The organism is Aureimonas populi (genome assembly GCF_017815515.1).
In the GTDB taxonomy this organism is placed as follows: domain Bacteria; phylum Pseudomonadota; class Alphaproteobacteria; order Rhizobiales; family Rhizobiaceae; genus Aureimonas; species Aureimonas populi.
In genome coordinates, this window is record NZ_CP072611.1 from 1413887 (window position 1) to 1435828 (window position 21942).

The following is a 21942-nucleotide window of genomic DNA, read 5'->3' on the forward strand; positions in this document are numbered from 1 at the left end:
GAGCGAAGGCGTCTTTGCGCTCCGGCCCGCTTCGCGAAAGGATCGCCACACGCGGCGCGGGAGGCGCCGCCTGCCGGAGACGGCTTTGAAGAAAAAGGCCCATTCGGCCACATGCGTTCGGGCGGATAGGGCTTCGGGTTTGAAGAGGAGGAAGCCTGTGACGTTTCTCGCCAAGGCCGCGCTCGGCGCGGCGCTCTCGCTATCGGTCCCGGTTCATGCGCTCGCGCAGGCGTTCCCGACACAGCCGGTGACGATGCTCATTCCCTTCTCCGCGGGCGGGCCCACCGACGTCATCGGGCGCCTGATCGCGCAGTCCATGAGCGCGACCCTGGGCCAGCAGGTGCTGGTCGAGAACGTCACGGGCGCGGGCGGCACGCTGGCCGCCGGCCGCCTCGCCCAGTCGACGCCGGACGGGCACACGCTTCTCCTGCACCACATGGGCATGGCGACCAGCGCCACGCTCTATCGCGATCTGCCCTACGATCCGCTCACCGCCTTCGACTATGTGGGGCAGGTGACGACGGTGCCGATGCTGCTCGTCAGCCGCCCGGACTATCCGGCGCAGGATTTCGCCGCCCTTCTGGAGATGGTGCGCGAGAACCCGGAGGAGACGCTCCTGGCCAATGCCGGGCCGGGCGCGGTCTCGCATCTGTGCGGCATGTTGTTCATGCAGGCGGTGGGCGTGCAGCTCACCACCGTTCCCTATCCCGGCACCGGCCCGGCGCTGACCGATACGATGGGCGGGCAGGTCGATCTCCTGTGCGACCAGACGACGGGCGCGACCAGCGCGGTGGCCGGCGGCGGGGTAAAGGCCTATGCCACGGCCACCGCCGAGCGCATCGAGACGCTGCCCGACGTGCCGACCGCGCTGGAGCAGGGGCTGGAGGGCTTCGAGATCGGCGTGTGGCACGGCATGTACGTGCCCGCCGGCACGCCGGAGGCGGCGCGCGAGCGGCTGACGGAGGCGCTCCGGATCGCCCTTGCGGACGAGACCGTCATCCAGCGCTTCGCCGAGCTCGGCACCACGCCGGTGCCGCAGGAGGACATCACGCCGCAATCGCTGGAAGCACTCTTCAAGAGCGAGATCGAGTTCTGGCGGCCGCTGATCGAGCAGGCCGGCGAGTACGCCAACTGAGAAGGGAGGCCGGGAGACCGGCCCCTCGCTACCGCCCGAGGGAGGGGACGCGGCGAACGGCCGGGGCCCGCCAGCGCCTCGGCCCGCTCTCGTGGATGGACGTCCCGGCCGCGTCCACCGCCACCGTCACCGGCATGTCCTCCACCACGAATTCGTGGATGGCCTCCATGCCCAGATCCTCGAAGGCGAGCACCCTCGCGGAGCGGATCGCGCGGGAGACGAGATAGGCCGCGCCGCCGACCGCGATCAGATAGGCCGCGCCGGCCCGGGCGATGCTGTTCACCGTGTCCGGGCCGCGCTCGGCCTTGCCGACCATCACGAGAAGCCCGGTGCGCTCCAGAAGCAGCGGCGTGAAGGGATCCATGCGCGTCGATGTCGTGGGGCCGGCCGGCCCCACCGCCTCGCCCGGCACCGCATCCACCGGGCCGACATAGTAGATCGCGCGGCCCTTCAGATCGACGGGCAGGGGCTCGCCCCGCTCGATCATGCCCGCCATGCGCCTGTGGGCGGCGTCGCGCCCGGTCAGGAGGCGGCCCGACAGGAGCAGCGTCTCGCCCGCCCGCCATGCCGCGACCTCCTCGCGCGTCAAGCTGTCTAGGTCCACGCGCCGCGCTTGCGCCGATGCCTCCAGCGCGATCTCCGGCCAGACTTCGATGGAGGGCGGGGCAAAGCGCGCCGACCCCGAGCCGTCCAGCGTGAAGGCGAGATGGCGGTCCGCCGCGCATTGCGGGATGAGGCCCACGGGAAGCGAGGCGGCATGGACCGGCCATGTCGCGATCTTCACGTCGAGCACCGTGGTCAGCCCGCCCAGCCCCTGCGCGCCGATGCCGAGCGCATTGATGCGCTGGAAGATGTCGATGCGCATCTCCTCCAGCCTGGACGCGGGGCCGCGCCGCAGAAGCTCGCCCATGTCGAGCGGCGCGAGGAGGCACTCCTTGGCCATCAGCATCGCCTTTTCCGGGCTGCCCCCCACCCCGATGCCCAGAAGCCCCGGCGGGCACCAGCCTGCGCCGAGCCCCTCCACCGTGCGCAGCACCCAGTCGGCGACGGAATCGGACGGCTCGAGCGCGGCGAATTTCGCCTTGTTCTCCGAACCCCCGCCCTTGGCGGCGACATGCACGCCGACCCGCTCGCCCGCCACCATCTCCACGTGCAGAACGGCCGGGGCGTTGGTGCGCGTGTTGCGGCGCTCGAAGATCGGATCGGCCACGATGGAGGCGCGCAAGGGGTTGGCGGGGTCGGTATAGGCGCGCTCCACCGCCTCGTTCACCAGCTCGCCCAGCGCCCGCTTCGTGTCGAAGCGCGCGCCCATGCCGATCTTGAGGAAGACGTTGACTGTGCCCGTGTCCTGGCACATCGGCCGCCCGCCGAGCGCGGCCATGCGCGAATTGACGAGGATCTGCGCGATGGCGCTCCTTGCCGAGGGGCTCTCCTCCCGCTCGTAGGCCGCCGCCATGTGGGCGATGAAGTCCGGCGGGTGGTAGATCGAGATATACTGGAGCGCGTCGGCCAGCGAGGCGACGAAATCCGCCTCGCCGATCACCGTCACGCCGCCGCCCTCAGCGCGCCGGAGATGGCGTTCCGCGTGCCTAGCGTCAGGAAGAAGTCCGCCAGAGGGGCGGCCTGCGCACCCAGGACCGGCTCGGCCAGCGTCATGAACTTGGCCCGCAGGGCCGCCTCGCCGGGGAAGGTCGCCGGCTCGCCGGCCGGGTCCGCGATGCGCCGCTCCAGCGTGCCTTGCGGCGTCGCCACCCGCAACGTCGCGCCGAAGGGGTGGGCGAGCCCTTCCAGCGTCTCGTCGCGCACCACCTCCACGCGGTCCGCGATGACGTCGAGGCCGGGCTCTCCCAGCCGCCGGTAATCGTCCCAGCCGAAGGAGCCCTGCTCGATCATCACGGCGGCGGTGAAGGGCATGGAGAACTGCCCCTCCACCACGCTGCGCGCCCGGCGCTTGCGCGCCGGCGGCTCGCCGGTCAGGATGATGCCGTTGCGGTGCAGGCCGATGGATACGGCATGGAAATCGCCCGCCGCCAGGCCGTTCTCGCGCCGGATCGCCTCCAGCCCGTCCAGCGCGGCATGGGTGTAGCGGCAGCTCGGATAGGGTTTGACGCCGATGCGCAGGGTTTCGAACACCGTGCCGAGACCGGCCACCGCCTTGCCGGGGTTCCCGCCGTCCGTGTAGCCGGCGAGCAGGCCGTGCTTGCCCTCGATGGGCTCGGCGGCGGCCTTGAAGCCCTGGCTGGCCAGCGCTGCGGCCATCACGCCGTTCATCGCGGCCTGCCCCACCTGCCAGCGCTTGTTCCACGCCCCGTTCTCCAGGAACTGGAGCGAGCCCGCCGCCTGGCTGCCCGAGACGCCGAAGGCGCTGGCGATGCCCGCCGCGTCGAGCCCGTAGAGCTTGCCCGCCGCCGCCGCCGCGCCGAAGGTGCCGGCCGTGGCCGTGGGGTGGAAGCCGCGCGCGTAATGCGCGCTGGGATCGAGGGCGAGGCCCAGGCGGCAGCACACCTCGAAGCCCGCCACGATGGCGGCTACGATCTCGGCGCCGCTGGCGCCCACCGCCTCGCCCACGGCCAGCGCCGCCGGAACCACCGGCGCGGAGGGATGCAGGGAGGAGTCGGCATGGGTGTCGTCGAAATCCAGCGAGTGCCCGAGCATGCCGTTGACGAGCGCGGCCACGGGCGGCGCGAGCCGGCGGCCCGAGCCGACGACGCTGGCCGCGCCGGGTGCGTCGAGCCCCAGCGTCCTGAGGGCGGCATAGAGGCTGGGCGTGGAATCGGCTTCCCTGTCCGCCCGCACGATGGAGCCGGCAAGGTCGAGCGCGAGGCCCTGCGCCCGCGCGCCGACGCCTTCCGGCAGGTCCTCGAACCGCAATCCCGCCACATAGGCGGCAAGCCTGCCCGTTTCGTCCGTCATCGCTCCCCTCCCGCTCCGAGCGCGGCCAGGCGGCTCGCCGCTCTTTCATGCCTTGCGAGCACCGTCCTTGCCGCCTCCACCACGGGCAGGTCCACCATGCGCCCGTCGAGCTTCACGGCTTCGCCCCCGGAAGCTTCGACGATCCGCCCGGCCTCCTGCGCCTGTGCCGGCGCCGGCGCGAAGCCCCGGATCGCGGGCGCAAGCTGCCTCGGATGGATCAGCAGCTTGCCGCCGAGGCCCAGCGCCGCCGCATAGGCCGCGTCGTCCTCCACCGCGCCGGGATCGGAGACGGAGGTCGTCACCCCGTCGAGCGGCGCGGGCCGCCCGGCGAGGGCGGCGGCCAGCACGAGCTCCGAGCGCGCCAGGAGAAGCGCCTCGCGCCTGTGCGCCGCGCCGATGGAAAGGGCGAAATCGATGGAGCCGAAGGCGAGGCGGTCGGCCGCCGCCGCCAGCTCGCGCGCCCGGGCGAGCCCTCGCGCGGATTCCACCAGCGCCACGACGGGCCATCCGGTCCCGGCGCGCAGGGACCGGACCGCCTGCGCGCTTTCGGCCTTGGGCAGGACGATGCCCGCGATCTCCAGCCCGCGAAGGGCCGCGACATCCGCCTCGAAGAAGGGCGTGTCCGGCGCGTTGACGCGCACCAGCACCGGGGCGCCGAGGCCACCTTCGCGCAGGCGGCCGACCAGCGCGGCGCGGGCCGCGTCCTTCGCCCCCGCCGCCACCGCATCCTCCAGATCGACGATGATCGCGTCCGCGCCGGCGCCCGCGGCCTTCGCGTAGCGCTCCGGCCGGTCGGCCGGCACGAACAGGGGGAAGAAGGGAGAGGCGTCGATCATGGGCATGGGTGAGGCTTCCAGGGCTGCGCCGCCAGCATCGCCGCCCGGCCCCGGCGCCTCCAATACAGCTTCGCGATCCCCGCCAGAAAGTTTCGTGCTGGCGCGCCGTTGCCCGTGCGCGGCGCGCCCGCTAAGCATGGCAGGGCGCGGGCGAGGGAGGACGACGGGCCGTGGATCTTCGGCAGCTTCGCTATTTCATCGCCATCGTGGAGGCGAAGTCCTTCTCGAGGGCGGCGGTCAGCCTTCGGGTCGCCCAGCCCGCCCTGTCGCTTCATGTGCGCAACATGGAAGCCGATCTGCGCACCGAGCTTCTCCTGCGCACGCCGCAGGGCGTGTTCCCCACGCCGGCCGGCGAGCTTCTTCTGGAGCGCGCCCGCGCGCTGGTGGCCGATTTCGAGGCCATGAAGCAGGCCGTCTCCGACCATGGCAGCGAGCCGGCGGGGGAGGTGCGGCTCGGCCTGCCGGGCACCATCGGGGAAATGCTCTCGGTGCCGCTGATCCTGAAGACCCGCACCGCCTATCCGCGCATCCACCTCAAGGTGGCCGAGGCGATGAGCGGCTTCGTGCTCGAATGGCTGCATGAGGGAAGGGTCGATCTCGGCCTGCTCTACATTCCCGTGGACGAGCGGGGCCTGACATCGGAGCCGGTGGTGGAGGAGGGGCTGTGCCTCTTCGCGCCCGCCGCCGGCCTCGCCGGCGTCGAGACGCCGGCCCCCGGCAGCGTCTCGCTCGAGGCGATCTGCCATCTGCCGCTCGTCCTTCCCGGCACGGGGCACGGGCTGCGAAGCCTGATCGACGCGCGGATGGAGCGGCAGGGGCTGGGCTTCTCCACCGTCTTCGAGGTGGATTCCTACAGCGTCATCAAGGAACTGGTCGAGCGGGGCGTCGGCTACTCCATCCTGCCGGTGAACGCCGTCGCGCCCGATGTCGAGGCGGGGCGCTTCCGCTGCTGGAGCATCGGCACGCCGGCCCTGACGCGCACGGTCCATCTCGTGCGCAGTTGCGATCGGCCCGCCTCCAAGGCGATGGCGGCGGTGGAGGCGCTGTGCCGCGACGTGCTCGCCGAGCTCATCGGCACCGGGCAGTGGCGCGCGGAACTCGCCGGCCCCTCCCCGAGGCCGCCCTGCCCCGGCGACGGGCAGGACGCCGCGCATTAGGCCGAGCGCGCCGTCAGTCCCAGGCGGGGCGCTCGGGCGCGTAGCGCGCGCGAAGATAGCGCGCCAGCGCCTCGATCGAGGGCTCGTCCAGGACACCCGCGAAGGCCGGCATCGCCATCGTCTCCTCGGTAATGCCGGCGGGCAGGGGCACGCCCTCGCGGATCGCCCGCATCAGATTGTTGGGGCTGTCGGCGTGCAGGTTCGTGTTCAGCGCCAGCGACGCGATGGCCGCATCGCCCTCGTGGCAGGAGGCGCAGGCCCCGTCGAAGATGCGCGCGCCGACCGGCTCGGCCAGCGCTGCGGGGCCGGCGGCCGCCTGCGAGGCGGCGATCACGTCCGGCGCCGCCCGCCCGGCCCCCTCGCCGAGGCTCGCCAGATAGGTGGCCATGGCGCGGATGTCGGAATCGGGCAGGGGCTCGAGCGATTGCACCACATGCGCCATCGGCCCTCCCGCCGCGCCGTGCTCGGCAGAGCGGCCGGTGCGCAGATAGTCGTAGAAGGCCTGTTCGCTCCAGCCGACCGGCGCGAAGGAGGCGGGGGCCGCAAGGGCCGGCGCGTCCCATCCGTCGGCCTGGCCGCCGGAGAGATGCGCCGCGCCCTTGCCCTCGGCGCCCAGCGCGTTGCGGGGCGAGTGGCAGGCCGCGCAATGGCCGAGCCCCTCCACCAGCTCCGCGCCCCGGTTCCAGCCCGCCCCCCGCGCCGGATCGGCAGGGAGGGCGGGTGAGAGGAACAGCGCGTTCCATCCGGCCATCAGCGGGCGGATGTTGAAGGGGAAGCGCAATTCCGTCTTCGGGGCGGCGGCGGGCGAGGGCGCCTGCGTCATCAGGAAGGCGTAGAGCGCCTGGATGTCGGCCTCCCCGGCCTTGGCGAAGGCGGTGTAGGGATGGGCCGGGTAGAGATGGCGCCCGTCGCGCGAAACGCCCTGGCGCATGGCGCGCTCGAAGGCCGGATAGCTCCACGCCCCGATGCCCGCTTGCGGATCGGGCGTGATGTTGGTGGCGTAGACCGTTCCGAAGGGCGTCTCCAGCCCCCGCCCGCCCGCGAAGGGCGTTCCGTCCGCGCCGGTATGGCAGACATTGCAGGCCCCGGCGGCGGCGGCCAGCCGCCCGCGCTCCACCGTCGCGGCGGAAAAGACGTCCGCGCTGGGCGGCGGCACCGGCGCGATGGGGGCCCGAAAGGGCAGGATCGCCGCCCCCGTGGCGAGCGTTCCCGCCAGGAGCCCGGCCAGCGGCCACCCCCAGCGCCGCCGCTTCGCGCCGCCCTGGTCCGGCGCGGGCGGGGGCAGGGGGTTGAGTGCGGCGCGCACCCGCTCGGGCGTCAGCGGCAATTCGCGAAAGCGCACGCCGGTGGCGTCGAAGATGGCGTTGGCGATGGCCGCCGCGCTCGGCACGGAGGCCGATTCGCCCGCGCCCAGCGGAGGCTCGTCCGGGCGCGGCACCATCAGAACGTCGATCTGCGGCACGTCGGGGAACTGGAGGATCGGATAGGCGCCCCATTCGAGGCTGGAGACCCCCGTTTCCGAAAAGCGCACCTCCTCCTTCAGGATGCGGCTGGTGGACTGGATGACGTTGCCGTGGATCTGGTGGCGCACGCCGTCCGGGTTGATCACCTGGCCCGTGTCCTGCCCGCAGACGACGCGCGTCACGGCGATCTCGCCGGTGGCCTTGTTCACCGCGACATCGGCCACCCACGCCGCCCAGGCCGCCGCCGTGCCCGGAAACTTGCCGTGCACATAGACCGCGTAGGCAAAGCCCCGGCCATAGAGGATGTCGCCCTCGCCGCCGTGGCTGAAGGGGCCGGTATGCGGCTTCCATTCGGCCCGCTCGGCCACCGCGCGCACGAGATCGGCCGCGCGCGGGTCGGTGAGGTAGCGCAGGCGGTACTCCACCGGATCGACGCCGGCCGCGGTCGCCAGCTCGTCGATAAAGCTCTCATGCGCGAAGGTGTTGGGCATGGCCGACACGCCCCGGAACCACGAGGCGCGCGCGATGGGCGGCATGTCGTGCACGGTGACGCGAAGATTGGGGAAGGCGTAGGGCGGAATGGCGGTGCGGTCGCCCATCTGCGCGATGTCGGCGACGGGCGCGACCTTGCCGGTGAGGATGAGGGGCAGGGTGGGCGCGAGGTTGGAGGGGTAGCGCGTCTCGAAGTCGTAGAGCGCCGGGCCGCCCTCCGTGTCGAGCCCGCCGCGCACGTCGATCACCTGCGCGGCGCCCTTGGGCTCCCAGGCGTGCTCCTGCTCGCGGGTGAGCTGCACGCGCACCGGCGCGCCGACGGCGCGCGAGAGGAGCGCGGCGTCGGCCGTCACGTCGTCGGCGCAGTTGCGCCCGTAGCAGCCCGCCGCCTCCAGCCGCTCCACCACGACGCGCTCCTGCGGCATGTCGAGGAGGCGGGCGAGGTCGGCGCGCATCGGGAAGGGGTTCTGGGTGCCGGACCAGACGGTGAGCCCGTCCTCGCGCCAGTCCGCCACCGCGCAGGAGGGGCCGATGGAACCGTGCATCTGGTAGGGCCAGACATAGGTGCGCGAGAGCGGCTCGGCGGCGGCCGCATGGGCGGCCCGTGCATCGCCCGTGTCGGCCAGCACGCGCGCCGTGGCCTGGTTCTCCCGCAGCGGGGCCTCGGGCGCGTTGAGGTTCGGGACGCCCGGCGGGGCTTTCCAGCGCACGGCGAGCTGGCGCATGGCCCGCACCGCGTTCTCCTCGCGCGTGGCCACGACCCCCACGAAATCGCCGATCGCCACCACCGCGACGAGGCCCGGCACGTCGGCGACCGAGGCTTCGTCCACCGATATCAGGCTCGCCCCCACATGGGCGCCCGTGTCGAAGCCGGCATAGGGCGGGCGCACCACGCGCCCGTGCAGCATGCCCGGCACGCGCACATCGTGCACATAGGTGAAGGCGCCCGTGGCCTTGGCGGGAATGTCGGTGCGCGCCCGGCCCTGCCCGACGACCGTGTAGTGCGCTGTCGGCTTCAGCGGCGCCTGCGGGTCGATTCGAAGGCGCACGGCCTTGCCGGCGATGAGGTCACCATAGGGCAGGAACAGGTTGCCGCCCCCTTCCGCCCAAACCGCGCCCTCCCGGGCGCGCAGCGCCTCGGCGGGGCGTTCCAGGCGGCGCGCGGCTTCGCCGAGCAGCCAGGCGCGCGCCGTGGCGGCGGCCCGGCGCAGCGGCACGGCGGCAACCTGGATGGTCTCGCTGGCGATGGTCGCGCCCTGGTCGGGCGTGGCGCTGGTGGAGCCCAGCACCATCTCCACCCGCTCGAAGGGCAGGCACAGCTCCTCGGCCACGATCTGGGCGAGCGCGGTGCGGATGCCGGTGCCGAGGTCCACATGGCCGTTGAAGGCCGTGGCCGTGCCGTCCGCGCAGAGCGCGAGGAACAGCTCGTCCGCCCCGGAGGCGGCAGGGCGGGAGACGGTCAGGCGGTCGGGATCGGCGAGATAGTCCGCCGCCGGGCGGTCGCGCTTGGGGCTCATGCGTCTGGCTCCGCGAGATCGGCCGCCGCCCGGTCGGCGGCGAGGCGCACGGCGGCGAGGATCTCGATATGCGTGCCGCAGCGGCACAGATGGTGGCGCAGCGCCTTGCGGATGGCCGCCTCGTCGGGCCGGGGCTCGCGCCGCAGGAGCGCGACGGTCGCCACGATCATGCCGTTCAGGCAATAGCCGCACTGGGCGGCCTGCGCCTCGATGAAGGCGCGCTGCACGGGGTGGGGCGCCTCGGCCGTGCCGAGCCCCTCCAGCGTGGTGACGGGGCGCCCGCGCAGGGCCGAGAGCGGCACGGTGCACGAGCGCACGGCCTTGTCCCCCACCAGCACGGCGCAGGCGCCGCACTCTCCGAGCCCGCAGCCGTATTTGGGACCGTTGAGCGCAAGGTCGTTGCGCAGCACGTAGAGGAGCGGGGTGGCGGGGTCGGCCTCCACCGCGCGCGCCCGCCCGTTGACGAGAAGCGTGGTCCGGCCCGGCGGCCCGTTTCGCGGGGCGTCCGCAGCGCTCATGCGGCAGGCCGGGCTACTCGGCCTCCTCCGTGCCGGAGATGCGGCGCAGCGTGTAGAGAAGCGCCATGCGCTCTGCCGGATTGAGGTCCTGCATGGTCAGTTCGCTGATGCGGGCCGCGCAGGGGATCATGCGCTCCAGCGTCTCCCGGCCCGCCGGGGTGATGTCGATGATCACCTTGCGGCCGTCGTGCCTGTCCTTGGAGAGCGAGATGAAGCCGCGCCATTTCAAGCGGTCCACGATGCCGCGGATCGTGGCCTGGTCGACCCCCGTCGACTTCACCAGCGCGCCCTGCGACTGCGCGCCCCGGTCGCGCAGCGCGCACAGGGTGGAGAACTGCACGGCGGTGAGATGCGGGTCGCTGGCATTCGCCTGGAAGATCGCCAGATGGCGCTGATAGGCGCGGCGCAGGAGATAGCCGATCTGGTCCGAGAACCGGTAGTCCTGCGTGCCCTGCGGCTCTTGCCGCCCGTCCGGCTCCTCGCCCATCGCTCCGCCCCGTCCTGTTCGCTGGCCCGTCCTTGGCGCACCCGGCCGCGCGTAGGCGCTCCGCGCGCACAGTGCAAGCGCGGGCAGGCTGGATCGGCAGGGGGAAAGGCGCCGGACCGAACGGTTCCGGAGAGCCGGGCGACATCGATTCCGGTCCTGAAATAAAGAGCATACGCTACGATAGACGTCATCGGGAAAAGCTGTCAACGCTCCGATATGCCGAAAAAATAGCGCAAATGCAGCAATTTCTCGCAGAGATCCGAAGGATGGATGCCTAATATTTTTGCTTGCAAAAAGAGCGCATACACTCTTTCATTTGATCTGCATCAAATATCACAGGCCCCGGACGTTCCCCATGCAACAACCCCGTATCGCCATCATCGGAGCCGGTCTCGGAGGCGCGGCCGCCGCCGCCCTCCTGCAGCGGGCCGGCTTCAGCGTGGAGGTGTTCGAGCAGGCGCCCGCCTTCTCGCGCCTCGGCGCGGGCATCCACATGGGGCCGAACGTCCTGAAGATCTTCCGGCGCCTGGGCATCGAGGACGCCGTCTCGGCGATCAGCTCCCATCCCGACCATTGGATGAGCCGCGACGGAGAGACGGGCGATTACCTCTCGCGCATTCCGCTGGGCGATTTCGCGCTGAAGGAATACGGCGCCGCCTATGTCACCATCCATCGCGGCGATCTGCACGAATTGCAGATCGGGGCGCTGGAGCCCGGCACCATCCGCTTCGGCAAGCAGCTTGCGGATGTGCGCGACGACGGCGCGGGCGTCGATCTCTTCTTCGCCGACGGAACGCGCTCGCGCGCCGACATCGTGGTGGGCGCGGACGGCATCAATTCGCGCATCCGCGAGGTGCTCCTCGGCCCGGAGAAGCCGAACGACAGCGGCTGGGTGGCCCATCGCGCGCTGATCCGCGCGGGAGACCTCGCCCGCACCGGTCTGGAGTTCGAGCCCTGCGTGAAGTGGTGGAGCGAGGACCGCCACATGATGGTCTACTACACCACGGCCAGGCGCGACGAATACTACTTCGTCACCGGCGTTCCCCATCCGGAATGGACCCATGAGGCAGGCTCCGTGCCCTCCTCGCGCGAGGAGATGCGTGAGGCCTTCGCCGGCTATCATCCGATCGTGCAGGCGCTGATCGACAGCGCCGGGGACATCTCCAAATGGCCCCTTCTCAACCGCAACCCGCTGCCGCTGTGGAGCCGGGGGCGCATGGTGCTGCTCGGCGACGCCTGCCACCCGATGAAGCCGCACATGGCGCAGGGCGCGGCCATGGCCATCGAGGACGGGGCGATGCTGGCGCGGTGTCTCGCCGAAACGGGCCTGTCTGACCACGAGAGCGCCTTCCGCCTCTATGAGGCGAACCGGCGCGATCGCGCCTCGCGCGTGCAGGCCGTCTCCAACGCCAACACCTGGCTGCGCACGCAGGAGGACCCGGCCTGGGTCTTCGGCTACGACGTGTTCGGGCACCCCTTGCGCGAAGGCGTGGCGGCATGAGCGCCGCCTTCGGCTTCAATGTGGCGGCCAACGGGGTACGCCTCCACGTCCTGCGTTATGCGGGGCAGGGCGCGCCGCTGGTCCTCGTGCCGGGCATCACCAGCCCGGCGATCACCTGGGGCTTCGTCGCCGAGCGCCTCGCGCAAGCCTTCGACGTGCATGTCCTCGACGTGCGCGGGCGCGGCCTCTCCTCCTCCGGGCCGGGGCTCGACTACGGGCTCGACGCGATGGCGGACGATCTCTCAGCCCTGATCGGCGCTCTCGGCCTCTCGGGCGTCACCGTGCTCGGCCATTCCATGGGCGCGCGCATCGCGGTGCGGGCCGCCAGCCGCAACGCCGCCGGCATGGAGCGCCTCGTCCTCGTCGATCCGCCCGTCTCCGGCCCCGGCCGCAGGGCGTATCCCTCCAGACTGCCCTGGTATGTGGATTCCATACGCCTCGCCGAACGGGGCATGGATGCCGAGGCAATGAAGGCCTTCTGCCCCACCTGGAGCGAGGAGCAGCGCGCGCTGCGCGCCGAATGGCTGCACACCTGCCACGAGCCGGCCATCGTCACCGCCTTCGAGGGTTTCCATCGGGACGACATCCACAAGGACCTGCCGGGCCTGCCCGTGCCCGCCACGCTGATGGTGGCCGGACGCGGCGGCGTGATCGAGCCGGCCGACGAGGCCGAAATCCTCGAACTCAACCCCGATATCCGCATCGCCCGTGTGCCCGATGCCGGACACATGATCCCCTGGGACGATTTCGACGGCTTCTTCCTGGCCCTCGACGAGCTTCTGGGCACCTCTTTCGCAAGGGCCGGCGCATGAGCACGAAGAGCTTCCGCATCGGCCAGATCGTGCCGAGCTCCAACGTCACGATGGAGACGGAGATTCCGGCGATGCTGGCCGCGCGCCAGCTCATCCGGCCCGAGCGCTTCACCTTCCACTCCGCCCGCATGCGCATGAAGCACGTGACGAAGGACGAGCTGGCGGCGATGGACGCCCAGTCCGACCGCTGCGCGCTGGAGCTGTCCGACGCGCAGGTGGACGTGCTCGGCTATGCCTGCCTCGTCGCCATCATGGCCATGGGCCACGGCTACCACCGGACGAGCCAGGCGCGCCTTTCGAAGGTGACGCGCGAGAACGGCGCGCCTGCGCCCGTCGTCACCAGCGCCGGCGCGCTGGTGGAGGGGCTGGAGGTGATGAAGGCCAGGCGCATCGCCCTCGTCGCCCCCTACATGAAGCCGCTGACGAAGCTCGTGATCGACTATATCGAGGCCGAGGGCGTCGAGGTCGTCACGCACGAGGCGCTGGAGATCTCCGACAATCTGAAGGTGGCCGCGCACGACCCGGCGAAGCTGCCGGGCATCGTGGCCGGCCTCGACACCTCAGGGGTGGATGCCATCGTGCTGTCGGCCTGCGTGCAGATGCCCTCGCTGGCCTCCATCGCCAAGGTGGAGGCGCTGACGGGCAAGCCCGTCGTCACCGCCGCCGTGGCCACCACCTACCGGATGCTCAGGGAACTCGATCTGGAACCCGTCGTGCCGGGGGCCGGCGCGCTCCTGTCCGGCGCCTATTGAGGGGGTGGCCATGAGCGAGAGCGCGAGCGCGAACTACAAGGGTGTGTGGGGCAGCCGGATCGGCTTCGGCGCCCGCCCCGCCCTTCTCGTGATCGACTTCATGAAGGCTTATGTGACCGAGGGCGCGCCGCTTTATGCGCCCGGCGTGGTGGAAGCGGTGCGCCACGCCCCGGCGCTCCTGAAGGCGGCGCGCGAGGCCGGCGTTGCGGTGATCCACACCAACATCCTCTACCATGCGCCCGGCTGCGCCGATGGCGGGGTGTGGGTGAAGAAGGCCCCCGTCATGAAGGCCATGGTGGCCGGCAACCCGCTGGCCGAGTTCTGCGAAGGCGTGGAGCCCGCCCCCGGCGAGCCGGTGATCACCAAGCAATATGCCAGCGCCTTCTTCGGCACGAGCCTTGCCCCCATGCTGCACGCGCAAGGGGTGGACACCGTGGTGCTGGCCGGCTGCTCCACCAGCGGCTGCATCCGCGCCAGCGCGGTGGACGGGGTGCAGAACGGATTTCGCACCATCGTCGTCCGCGAATGCGTGGGCGACCGGCACGAGGGCCCGCACGAGGCCAATCTCTTCGACATCGATTCCAAATATGGCGACGTGGTCCCGCTGGCCGAGGCCGTGGCCCATCTCGCGCGCCTGCCTCGCTGAGGGGCGGGCCGACCCATCCGAACGTCGGTGCCGTCAGGCCCCGGCTCGAAAGGAGAACAGGAATGGACCAGTTCAGCTTCACCGAGATCTGCCTGCACCAGCTCAAGATGTCGGGCGTTCACGAGGGCGAGAAGCTCGTGGTGCTGACCCAGGGCAATGAGCGCCTCGACTATGCCGACGCCTTCATGGCCGCCGGCCAGCGCCTCGGCGCGAAGATGTATCACATGCGCCTCCCGGCCCCGCCGCCGGCCGGCGCCTGGGCGGTGGGCCAGACGGGCCTGGCCGCCATGCCGGAGGCGGTGGAGGCGCTGAAGGCGGCCGACATGCTGATCGACTGCATCTTCCTCCTGTTCTCGCCCGAGCAGATGGCGATCCAGGCGGCCGGCACGCGCATCCTCACCGCCGTCGAGCCGCCCGAGCTTCTGGCCCGGCTGATGCCGACGAAGGAGCTGCGCGAGCGCGTGGAGGTCGCCGGCGAGATCCTCGGCAAGGCCAAGGTGATGCGCATCACCTCGCCGCACGGCACGGACGTCGTCTACAAGCTCAACACCTATCCGGCCGTCACCGAATACGCCTGCACCGACGAGCCCGGCCGCTGGGACCACTGGCCCTCCGGCTTCGTCTTCACCGGGGGCGACGACGACGGCGTCGACGGCACCATCGTCGTGGCGCCGGGCGACATCCTCCTGCCGCAGAACATGTATGTGCGCGATCCGATCACCTACACGATCGAGAAGGGCTGGATCACCGACATTCGCGGCGGGCTCGATGCCGAGCTGGTCAAGTCCTACATGGCCGGCTTCAACGATCCGCGCGGCATGGGCATGAGCCATGTCGGCTGGGGCCTGAACCAGAAGGCCAAGTGGCACGGCATGGTGCCCGGCGAGTTCCCGGGCGGCATGGGCATGGAGCCGCGCTCCTTCTACGGCAACGTGATGTTCTCCACCGGGCCGAACAACGAGCTGGGCGGGCCGAACGACACCGCCTGCCATCTCGACATTCCCATGCGCGGCTGCTCCCTCTTCCTCGACGACGAGCCCATCGTGCTGAACGGCGACGTGGTGGTGAAGGAGATGCAGCCGGTCGAATAGGCCGCGCCGCTTCTCCCCGCCCGGCGCGGGGAGGGCGGGGAGAGGCCGCTTCGTCAGGCCAGGCGACCGGACCGGGGCTCCATGCCCCGGCCCGAAGGCCCCCGCGTGCCCGTATGCCGGGCCCGGCTGCGGGCATGAAACCTTTGGAAACCGCTCAGGAAAGGGCTGTCGGTGAGTTCTCCAGCAACAGTTGAACAGGCGATCGGGATCGCCGGCGTCGGCAACTTCCAGAAGAGGCTGTTCGTCATCTTCGGCCTGGTCTGGGCCGCCGATGCCATGCAGGTCCTGGCGATCGGCTTCTCCGCGCCCTCCATCGCGGCGAGCTTCGGGGTTTCCGTCCCCGCCGCGCTCCAGACGGGCACCTTCTTCTTCCTGGGCATGCTCGTCGGCGCCTTCGTCTTCGGGCGCCTGGCCGACCGCATCGGGCGTCGTCCGGTGCTCTTCATCGCCATCATCCTCGACGCCATCTTCGGCGTCGCCTCCGCCTTCGCGCCAGACCTTCAATGGCTCCTCTTCCTGCGCTTCATGACGGGCGTGGGCGTGGGCGGCACGCTGCCGGTGGACTACGCCATGATGGCCGAGTTCCTGCCCTCCGACCGTCGCGGCCGCTGGCTCGTGCTGCTGGAGGGCTTCTGGGCGGTGGGCACGGTGGCGCTCGCGGTCCTGGCGCTGGTCGCCGGCACCAGCGGGGGCGAGGCCTGGCGCACCATCTTCTTCGTCACCGGCCTTCCGGCGCTGATCGGCGTGGTCCTGCGCTTCTACGTGCCGGAATCGCCCTTCTACCTCAACAAGCAGGGGCGCTCGGAGGAGGCGCGCACCGTTCTGCGGCGCGTGGCGCGGGTGAACGGCACGCAGGCCGAGATTCCCCCGCTGGTGGCCGAGACGCCGGAGAAGAAGTCCATCGCCGCGCTCTTCTCGCCCGACCTGCGCCGCCGCACCATTTTCCTGATGCTGGCCTGGTTCCTGATCTCGATGTCCTATTACGGCATCTTCGTCTATCTGCCAGTGCAACTGGCGGGGCAGGGCTTCGGCTTCCTGCGGGGCGAGATGTTCCTCGTGATCATCGCGCTGGCCCAGCTTCCCGGCTATGCGCTGGCCGCCTACGGCGTGGAGAAATGGGGCCGCAAGCCGACGCTGATCGGCTTCCTGCTCCTCTCCGCGGCCGGGTGCCTCGCCTACGGCCTCGGCCAGACGGCGGGAATCGTGGTGGCGGCCACGCTGCTGATGAGCTTTGCGCTGCTGGGCACGTGGGGCGCGATCTACGCCTTCACCCCGGAGGTCTACCCCACCTCGCTGCGCGCCAGCGGCATGGGCAGCGCGGGCGCGGTGGCGCGGCTCGGCGGGCTTGCGGCCCCCTCCATCGTGGCACCGCTGATGGCGGCGAGCTTCGGCCTGTCGCTGATGGCCTTCTCCGGGCTCCTGGCCGTCGCCGCGCTCTTCGTCTTCCTGATCGACGTGGAGACCCGCAACCGCGGCCTTCACTGACGCCTCCCCGCGAAGCGGCCTCCCCCGCGCGGGGGAGGCCCGGAATGCTTCCCGAACCGGAAAGGTCGAAACGATGAGACGACGCAGCTTCATGGCCGGCCTACTTCTGGGCCTTGCCCCCTTCGCTTCCGCGCCCGCGCTCGCCCAGGGCGACTACCCGTCCGAGCCGATCCATATCGTCGTGGTCTGGCCGGCGGGGGGCGGGCACGATCTGGTCGGCCGCCTTCTGGGGCAGGAGCTGTCCGCCGGCATGGGCGTGCCCGTGGTGGTGGACAACGTGACCGGGGCGGCGGGCTCCACGGGCCTGCGGCATCTGGAGAACGCGGCGCCGGACGGCTACACGATCGGCATCATGGGCATGCATGCGGTGACCCAGTCCTTCATGAACGTCAACGCGCCCAAGCTCGAGGACTTCACCCCGCTCGCCTACATCGCGGACGAGCCGGGCGGGCTCCAGGTCGCCGCTTCCACCGGCATCGAGACGGTGGAGGCCTATGTCGAGGCGGTGCGCTCCGACCCGTTCGCCACCGTCAACGGCAACGACGCGCCGGGCGGCAACTCCTTCGTCTTCGCCAATGTCATCCGCGAGGCGCTGGGCGTGGAGATGATGCAGGTGCCCTATCAGGGCCATGCCGCGACGGTGACGGCGCTGGCCACGGGCGAGATCCAGTCGTCCACGCTGCCCGTCCCGCCGGTTCTGGAGCATGTGCGCGCGGGCACCGTGCGGATGCTGGCGGTGGCCGCGCCCGAGCGCCATCCGCTCCTGCCGGACGTGCCGACCTTCGCCGAGGCGGGCCACGACATCGCGGTGAACGACTTCATCATCGTGGCCGCGCCGGACGGCCTGCCCGAGGCGGTGCGCGCGCGCCTGGAAGAGGGGCTGCTGGCGGCCATCGGCTCCGAGGGCTTCGGCGAGCGGGCGAGCGCCAACGGCCTCGTGCTGCGGCCGGGGGGCGCCGATATGGCCGCCGAGGAACTGGGGCGGCAGGTCGAGACGATCTATCCCCTTCTCGACTCGCAAGGCCTCGTGGCCGAGCAGCTTCGGCGCGACTGAAGCGGAGCCTGCGGGGAAACGGCCATGCACACCTCTCCCAGGGCGCGGCTCGTCGCCGCCTTCGGCACGGCCGGCATCTTCCTCGGCATCGCCGCGCTCGGCTGGGCGCTGCTCCGGCAGAGCGAGGCCGCTTTCTCGAACTTCGTGATGCCCGGCGATCCGGGCCCCTTCTTCCTCGCCCGGCTCTGCCTTGCGGCAATCTTCCTCGCGGGCCTCGTCCTGGCGTTGCACGCCGTCCGCCTCCTGCGCCGCGCCCCGCCGGCCGGGCAGGCCCCGCGCGGAGGGGCCGCGCCGGCCCGCTGGCTCCTTCCCGCCGGCTTCACCCTCTCGCTCCTGGCCATGCCGGCCCTGATGACGGGGCTCGGCACCACCCTTGCGGTGTTCCTCTTCTCCTGTCCGTGGATCCTGATCCTGCACGGGCGCGAGGCGCGGCTCGGCCCCCTGGCCGTCGCGGGGGCGCTCGCGGCCTCCGGCGCGGCGGCGGGCTTCGTCTCGCTGGTCTTCATCCGCCTTCTCAACGTGCCGCTGCCGACATGAGGGCCCCATGACCGACACGTTCCTCCCGGTGCTGGCGGGCTTCCTCGCCAATCCGCTGGACCTCGCGCTGCTGGTCGGCGGCACGCTGGTCGGCCTCGTCCTCGGCGCCATTCCCGGCATCAGCACCACCATGGCGCTGGCCATCCTGCTGCCGCTCACCTTCGCGATGGAGGCGGACACGGCGATCCTGTTCCTGATGGCCGTGTTCATGTCGAGCGTCTATGGCGGCTCGGTCTCGGCGATCCTCCTGAAAATCCCCGGCACGCCGGCCTCGATCGTCACGCAGCTCGACGGCTACCCGATGGCGCGGGCGGGCCGGGCGGGGCAGGCGCTCACCTACGCGCTCGTGGCCTCCACCGTGGGGGCGATCCTCGGCCTTCTGGCGCTCGTCGTCCTCACCCCCGTACTGGCCGACTACGCGACCAATTTCCGCAGCCCGGAATTTGCCGCCGTCGCCCTTTTCGGCGTGGCCATGCTCGCCTTCGCCTCCAGCGGCTCGACCCTGGTGGCGGGGGTGATCGGCTTCATCGGCATCGTGCTCGGCACCGTCGGCTTCGACCCCTTGACCGACGCGCAGCGCATGACGCTGGACCTGCCGCTCCTCCAGTCCGGGCTGCAGCTCATCCCCGTGATCATCGGCCTGTTCGGGCTGGCGGAGGTGCTGGACAACCTCCTCGACCATTCCGGCGAGCCGCGCGCGCGGCCGGGCCTGGGGCGCATCGCGGTGCCGCTGGGCGACCTCCTGTCGCGCTGGAAGACGATCCTGCGCGGCTCGGCGGTGGGCACCTTCGTAGGCGCCATCCCCGCCACCGGCTCGGCGGTGGCCGTCTCCATCGCCTATGCGCAGGAGCGGCGCCTTTCGCGCGAGCCGGAGGCGTTCGGCAAGGGCCACCCGGATGGCGTGCTCGCGCCGGAGGCCGCCAACAGCGCCAGCGTCGGCGGTTCGCTCATCCCGCTGATGGCGCTCGGCGTGCCCGGCGACACGATCACCGCCGTGCTGATGGGCGCGCTCCTGATCCACGGCCTCGCGCCGGGCCCGCTCCTGTTCCAGAACGATCCGGGCTTCGTCTCCTCCGTCTACGCCTCGGTGCTCCTCTCGCTCGTGGCAACGCTCGTCCTCGGCTTCGCGCTCATCCGCGCGGCGGTTCTCGTCACGCAGATCCCCGCCCGGCTGATGTATGTGTTCATCGCCGTGTTCTGCCTGATGGGCGCCTTCGCCATCCGCAACGACATGAACGACGTCTATGTGATGATCGCCTTCGGCCTTGTCGGCCTTCTCTTCCTGCGCCTCGGCCTGCCCACCGCGCCGCTCGCCTTCGGCCTGATCCTCGGCCCTATCCTGGAGGAGAACCTGCGCCGCTCGCTCATGCTCTCGCGCGGCTCCTGGAGCATCTTCCTGGACCGGCCCATCGCGCTCGCGCTGGTGCTGGCGAGCCTTGCGATCGTTCTCCTGCCGGCCTTCGGCTGGCTGCGCGCGCGCCTTCGCGACCGGGAAGTGCTTGCGGGACGCTAGAAATCCGCGACCTGGCCGCGCGCCGATCGCGAGAGGCGCGACGGCGCGTAGGGGCGCGGATCGACCAGAGGATCGCCGCCCGTCGCCAGGTCGGCCGCGAGATGGCCGGCCCCCGGCCCGATGCCGAAGCCATGGCCGCTGAAGCCGGCGGCGAGGATGAAGCCCGGCAGGCTCTCCACCGGCCCGATGGCGGGCACGCCGTCTGGCGTGGAATCGATGAAGCCGGCCCAGGCGGCCTGCCGGCCCAGCCGCCCGAGCGCTGGCAGGAGCGCGACCGCGCGCCGGTGCGTCTCCTCGACAAGGCGCATGTCCGGCCGGGGGTCGAGGATGCGCATCCTCTCCATCGGCGTCGGCCGGTCGAGCCGCCAGCGCGCCAGCCCTTCATGGCCGCACCGCCACGCTTCCAGACCGCCCGGCCGCAGGGCGGCGCGGCGCTTGGCGAACATGGGCAGGAACTCGCGCGCGAAGCGCAGCTTCTGGGGCGTCGGGTCGATGCTGGCATGCCCGCTGATGGCGAGGGTGTAGCCATCGGCGCGCCGCGTCACCGAGATCGCGGCGGTGTGCAGCGCGTCGGGCAGCCCCTCCACATGCGAGGCGAGCGACAGGATGGAGGAGCGCACGGAGGATTGCGGAAAGCGGACGAAGAGCTGCCGGCAGAAGGAGGAGGCCCAGGCCCCGCCCGCCATGACGGCGGCCTGCGTGCGGATCGTGCCCTTCTCGGTGATCACCGCGCTGACGCGCCCGCCTTGGGTTTCCAGTCCCCGCGCCGCGCACATCTGGTGCACCGTGCCGCCCGCCGCCATGACGCCCCTGGCCACCAGCGGCGCGGCCCTCGCGGGGTCGGCGATCCCGTCGGAGGGAGAGAAGACGCCGCCCTTCCAGCCCCGGCCCGTGGCGCCGCCGCGGGCGGCCGCCTGCCCGGCGTCCAGCATATGGGTGAGGACGCCGTGCCCCCTGGCGAAGTCCCGCCACCGTGCCCAGCCGGCGATCTCGGCCTCGTCCTGGCTGAGATAGAGAAGGCCGCAGCGGCGAAAGCCGACATCCTGGCCCAGCTCGCCGGCCAGCGCGTCCCACAGGTCGAGGCTGCGCATGGCCATGGGCAGTTCGCGCGCGTCCCGGTTCTGCTGCCGGCACCATCCCCAGTTGCGGCTGGATTGCTCCGCTCCGATGCGCCCCTTCTCCACCAGCGCCACGGATATGCCGCGCCGGGCCAGATAATAGGCCGTGAAGCTGCCCACGATGCCCCCGCCGATCACCACCACATCGGCCTCGGCAGGCAGGGTGGGGCTCGTCTCGACGGGCAGAAGGGGGGCGGGCATTCGGGCGGCTCCGTGGGGTCTGCCCCTCCCATAGCGATACGGGAAGCGGAGAGGATGCCGTAATCGGGGCGCGTGCCGCATTTCCTTTCGCCCGCCGCGCGGCGGAAAGGCTCTTGCGCGGCGGGGCCTTGAGGATACGATCCATTCCGGCCCGGCGCGCGAGGCGCGCAAGGGCAGCATACTATGCCGAGGCGAGGGGTAGCCGTTTGCGAGAGAGGTGCCGATGATGAAGCTCGACCGGATCGACATCAGGATTCTCTACGAGCTTCAGAAGAACGGCCGGATCACCAATGTCGAGCTTGCGGAGCTGGTGAATCTCTCTCCCAGTCCCTGCCTGATGCGGGTGAAGAAGCTTCAGTCCGCCGGGTATATCGAGGGCTACTCGGCACAGGTGAATGTGGGCAAGCTCGGCCAGACGCTCACCGTCTTCACCGAGGTGACGCTGAAGAACCACCGGCAGATCGACTTCGCCCGTTTCACCTCGGTGGTGGACAAGGAGGATTCCGTGGTGGAATGCCACCTCATCTCGGGCGGCTACGACTATCTCCTGAAATTCGTCACCAGCGGCATCGCCGAATACCAGGCCACCATGGAGCGGCTGACCGACATGGAGATCGGCATCGACAAGTATTTCAGCTTCGTGGTGCTGAAGACGCCCATCGCCAAGGCGCACATGCCGCTCACCAAGCTGTTCCCCATGTAGGTAGGGGCGCG

19 protein-coding genes are annotated in these 21942 nt (G+C 71.2%); 12 read left to right on the forward strand and 7 right to left on the reverse strand.

Going from position 1 to position 21942, the window contains the following annotated elements; all coding sequences use genetic code 11:
- Positions 1 to 157 precede the first annotated feature (157 nt).
- Complete coding sequence (locus J7654_RS06565) at positions 158 to 1135, forward strand: tripartite tricarboxylate transporter substrate-binding protein (protein WP_245195691.1); 978 nt, start codon at positions 158 to 160, stop codon at positions 1133 to 1135.
- Between the two features lie 28 nt (positions 1136 to 1163).
- On the opposite strand, the gene J7654_RS06570 is transcribed toward J7654_RS06565, so the two are convergent.
- From J7654_RS06570 to J7654_RS06580, 3 genes are read right to left on the reverse strand one after another with little or no spacing between them, the layout of a single operon-like run.
- Entirely contained in the window at positions 1164 to 2684 is a 1521-nt protein-coding gene (locus tag J7654_RS06570) for a fumarate hydratase (RefSeq protein ID WP_209739207.1), read from the reverse strand.
- Positions 2681 to 4048, reverse strand: coding sequence for an MmgE/PrpD family protein (locus J7654_RS06575; RefSeq protein WP_209739209.1), 1368 nt, complete (start codon positions 4046 to 4048; stop codon positions 2681 to 2683). Before J7654_RS06575 ends, J7654_RS06570 begins: the two co-directional genes overlap by 4 nt.
- Positions 4045 to 4884, reverse strand: coding sequence for an HpcH/HpaI aldolase/citrate lyase family protein (locus J7654_RS06580; RefSeq protein ID WP_209740279.1), 840 nt, complete (start codon positions 4882 to 4884; stop codon positions 4045 to 4047). The genes J7654_RS06575 and J7654_RS06580 overlap by 4 nt, the downstream gene beginning before the upstream one ends.
- 170 nt (positions 4885 to 5054) lie before the next feature.
- On the opposite strand from J7654_RS06580, the gene J7654_RS06585 reads away from it, so the two are divergent.
- On the forward strand, positions 5055 to 6041 hold the full coding sequence (locus tag J7654_RS06585; RefSeq protein WP_209739211.1) for a LysR family transcriptional regulator: 987 nt from the start codon (positions 5055 to 5057) through the stop codon (positions 6039 to 6041).
- A gap of 13 nt (positions 6042 to 6054) precedes the next feature.
- On the opposite strand, the gene J7654_RS06590 is transcribed toward J7654_RS06585, so the two are convergent.
- The 3 genes from J7654_RS06590 to J7654_RS06600 are packed head-to-tail and all read right to left on the reverse strand — an operon-like array spanning position 6055 to position 10518.
- The gene (locus tag J7654_RS06590; protein ID WP_209739213.1) at positions 6055 to 9513 is read right to left on the reverse strand and encodes a molybdopterin cofactor-binding domain-containing protein; all 3459 of its coding nucleotides are present in this window, start codon (positions 9511 to 9513) and stop codon (positions 6055 to 6057) included.
- Positions 9510 to 10031 carry a (2Fe-2S)-binding protein gene (locus J7654_RS06595; RefSeq protein WP_209739215.1) on the reverse strand — a complete coding sequence of 174 codons (522 nt, stop codon included), beginning with the start codon at positions 10029 to 10031 and terminating at the stop codon, positions 9510 to 9512. Before J7654_RS06595 ends, J7654_RS06590 begins: the two co-directional genes overlap by 4 nt.
- 13 nt (positions 10032 to 10044) lie before the next feature.
- On the reverse strand, positions 10045 to 10518 hold the full coding sequence (locus J7654_RS06600; protein ID WP_209739216.1) for a MarR family winged helix-turn-helix transcriptional regulator: 474 nt from the start codon (positions 10516 to 10518) through the stop codon (positions 10045 to 10047).
- Between the two features lie 355 nt (positions 10519 to 10873).
- Here J7654_RS06600 and J7654_RS06605 point away from each other — a divergent pair, with 355 nt between their 5' ends.
- The 9 genes from J7654_RS06605 to J7654_RS06645 all read left to right on the forward strand — a co-directional run bounded on the left by J7654_RS06605 (position 10874) and on the right by J7654_RS06645 (position 19909).
- Entirely contained in the window at positions 10874 to 12019 is a 1146-nt protein-coding gene (locus tag J7654_RS06605) for an FAD-dependent monooxygenase (protein ID WP_209739218.1), read from the forward strand.
- Positions 12016 to 12831: an alpha/beta fold hydrolase gene (locus J7654_RS06610; RefSeq protein WP_209739219.1), complete on the forward strand. Its 816-nt coding sequence runs from the start codon at positions 12016 to 12018 to the stop codon at positions 12829 to 12831. Before J7654_RS06605 ends, J7654_RS06610 begins: the two co-directional genes overlap by 4 nt.
- Entirely contained in the window at positions 12828 to 13583 is a 756-nt protein-coding gene (locus J7654_RS06615; RefSeq protein WP_280842359.1) for a maleate cis-trans isomerase family protein, read from the forward strand. The genes J7654_RS06610 and J7654_RS06615 overlap by 4 nt, the downstream gene beginning before the upstream one ends.
- A gap of 10 nt (positions 13584 to 13593) precedes the next feature.
- Positions 13594 to 14229 (forward strand): N-carbamoylsarcosine amidohydrolase, encoded by a 636-nt coding sequence (locus tag J7654_RS06620; RefSeq protein WP_209739221.1) that lies wholly within the window; start codon positions 13594 to 13596, stop codon positions 14227 to 14229.
- Positions 14230 to 14291: 62 nt separating this feature from the next.
- A complete protein-coding gene (locus J7654_RS06625; protein WP_209739223.1) occupies positions 14292 to 15320 on the forward strand; it encodes a 2,5-dihydroxypyridine 5,6-dioxygenase NicX family protein in 1029 nt (342 codons plus the stop codon).
- A 171-nt stretch (positions 15321 to 15491) separates the two neighbouring features.
- Positions 15492 to 16805, forward strand: a complete 1314-nt coding sequence (locus J7654_RS06630) for an MFS transporter (protein ID WP_209739225.1) — start codon at positions 15492 to 15494, stop codon at positions 16803 to 16805.
- A gap of 73 nt (positions 16806 to 16878) precedes the next feature.
- Positions 16879 to 17859 (forward strand): Bug family tripartite tricarboxylate transporter substrate binding protein, encoded by a 981-nt coding sequence (locus J7654_RS06635; RefSeq protein ID WP_209739227.1) that lies wholly within the window; start codon positions 16879 to 16881, stop codon positions 17857 to 17859.
- A gap of 24 nt (positions 17860 to 17883) precedes the next feature.
- Positions 17884 to 18396: a hypothetical protein gene (locus tag J7654_RS06640; RefSeq protein ID WP_209739229.1), complete on the forward strand. Its 513-nt coding sequence runs from the start codon at positions 17884 to 17886 to the stop codon at positions 18394 to 18396.
- A gap of 7 nt (positions 18397 to 18403) precedes the next feature.
- Positions 18404 to 19909 carry a tripartite tricarboxylate transporter permease gene (locus J7654_RS06645; RefSeq protein WP_209739230.1) on the forward strand — a complete coding sequence of 502 codons (1506 nt, stop codon included), beginning with the start codon at positions 18404 to 18406 and terminating at the stop codon, positions 19907 to 19909.
- On the opposite strand, the gene J7654_RS06650 is transcribed toward J7654_RS06645, so the two are convergent.
- Positions 19906 to 21228 (reverse strand): NAD(P)/FAD-dependent oxidoreductase, encoded by a 1323-nt coding sequence (locus J7654_RS06650; protein WP_209739232.1) that lies wholly within the window; start codon positions 21226 to 21228, stop codon positions 19906 to 19908. The genes J7654_RS06645 and J7654_RS06650 overlap by 4 nt on opposite strands.
- 226 nt (positions 21229 to 21454) lie before the next feature.
- Here J7654_RS06650 and J7654_RS06655 point away from each other — a divergent pair, with 226 nt between their 5' ends.
- Positions 21455 to 21931 carry an Lrp/AsnC family transcriptional regulator gene (locus tag J7654_RS06655; RefSeq protein ID WP_209740283.1) on the forward strand — a complete coding sequence of 159 codons (477 nt, stop codon included), beginning with the start codon at positions 21455 to 21457 and terminating at the stop codon, positions 21929 to 21931.
- The last annotated feature ends 11 nt before the right edge of the window (positions 21932 to 21942 follow it).

What these genes read in the sequence shown, in the direction of transcription:
- J7654_RS06580 (WP_209740279.1), bottom strand. Translation starts at nt 4,884, where the DNA reads ATGATCGACGCCTCTCCCTTCTTCCCCCTGTTCGTGCCGGCCGACCGG.
- J7654_RS06605 (WP_209739218.1), top strand. Translation starts at nt 10,874, where the DNA reads ATGCAACAACCCCGTATCGCCATCATCGGAGCCGGTCTCGGAGGCGCG.
- J7654_RS06575 (WP_209739209.1), bottom strand. Translation starts at nt 4,048, where the DNA reads ATGACGGACGAAACGGGCAGGCTTGCCGCCTATGTGGCGGGATTGCGG.
- J7654_RS06655 (WP_209740283.1), top strand. Translation starts at nt 21,455, where the DNA reads ATGAAGCTCGACCGGATCGACATCAGGATTCTCTACGAGCTTCAGAAG.
- J7654_RS06640 (WP_209739229.1), top strand. Translation starts at nt 17,884, where the DNA reads ATGCACACCTCTCCCAGGGCGCGGCTCGTCGCCGCCTTCGGCACGGCC.
- J7654_RS06645 (WP_209739230.1), top strand. Translation starts at nt 18,404, where the DNA reads ATGACCGACACGTTCCTCCCGGTGCTGGCGGGCTTCCTCGCCAATCCG.
- J7654_RS06650 (WP_209739232.1), bottom strand. Translation starts at nt 21,228, where the DNA reads ATGCCCGCCCCCCTTCTGCCCGTCGAGACGAGCCCCACCCTGCCTGCC.
- J7654_RS06625 (WP_209739223.1), top strand. Translation starts at nt 14,292, where the DNA reads ATGGACCAGTTCAGCTTCACCGAGATCTGCCTGCACCAGCTCAAGATG.
- J7654_RS06610 (WP_209739219.1), top strand. Translation starts at nt 12,016, where the DNA reads ATGAGCGCCGCCTTCGGCTTCAATGTGGCGGCCAACGGGGTACGCCTC.
- J7654_RS06615 (WP_280842359.1), top strand. Translation starts at nt 12,828, where the DNA reads ATGAGCACGAAGAGCTTCCGCATCGGCCAGATCGTGCCGAGCTCCAAC.
- J7654_RS06620 (WP_209739221.1), top strand. Translation starts at nt 13,594, where the DNA reads ATGAGCGAGAGCGCGAGCGCGAACTACAAGGGTGTGTGGGGCAGCCGG.
- J7654_RS06590 (WP_209739213.1), bottom strand. Translation starts at nt 9,513, where the DNA reads ATGAGCCCCAAGCGCGACCGCCCGGCGGCGGACTATCTCGCCGATCCC.
- J7654_RS06635 (WP_209739227.1), top strand. Translation starts at nt 16,879, where the DNA reads ATGAGACGACGCAGCTTCATGGCCGGCCTACTTCTGGGCCTTGCCCCC.
- J7654_RS06595 (WP_209739215.1), bottom strand. Translation starts at nt 10,031, where the DNA reads ATGAGCGCTGCGGACGCCCCGCGAAACGGGCCGCCGGGCCGGACCACG.
- J7654_RS06600 (WP_209739216.1), bottom strand. Translation starts at nt 10,518, where the DNA reads ATGGGCGAGGAGCCGGACGGGCGGCAAGAGCCGCAGGGCACGCAGGAC.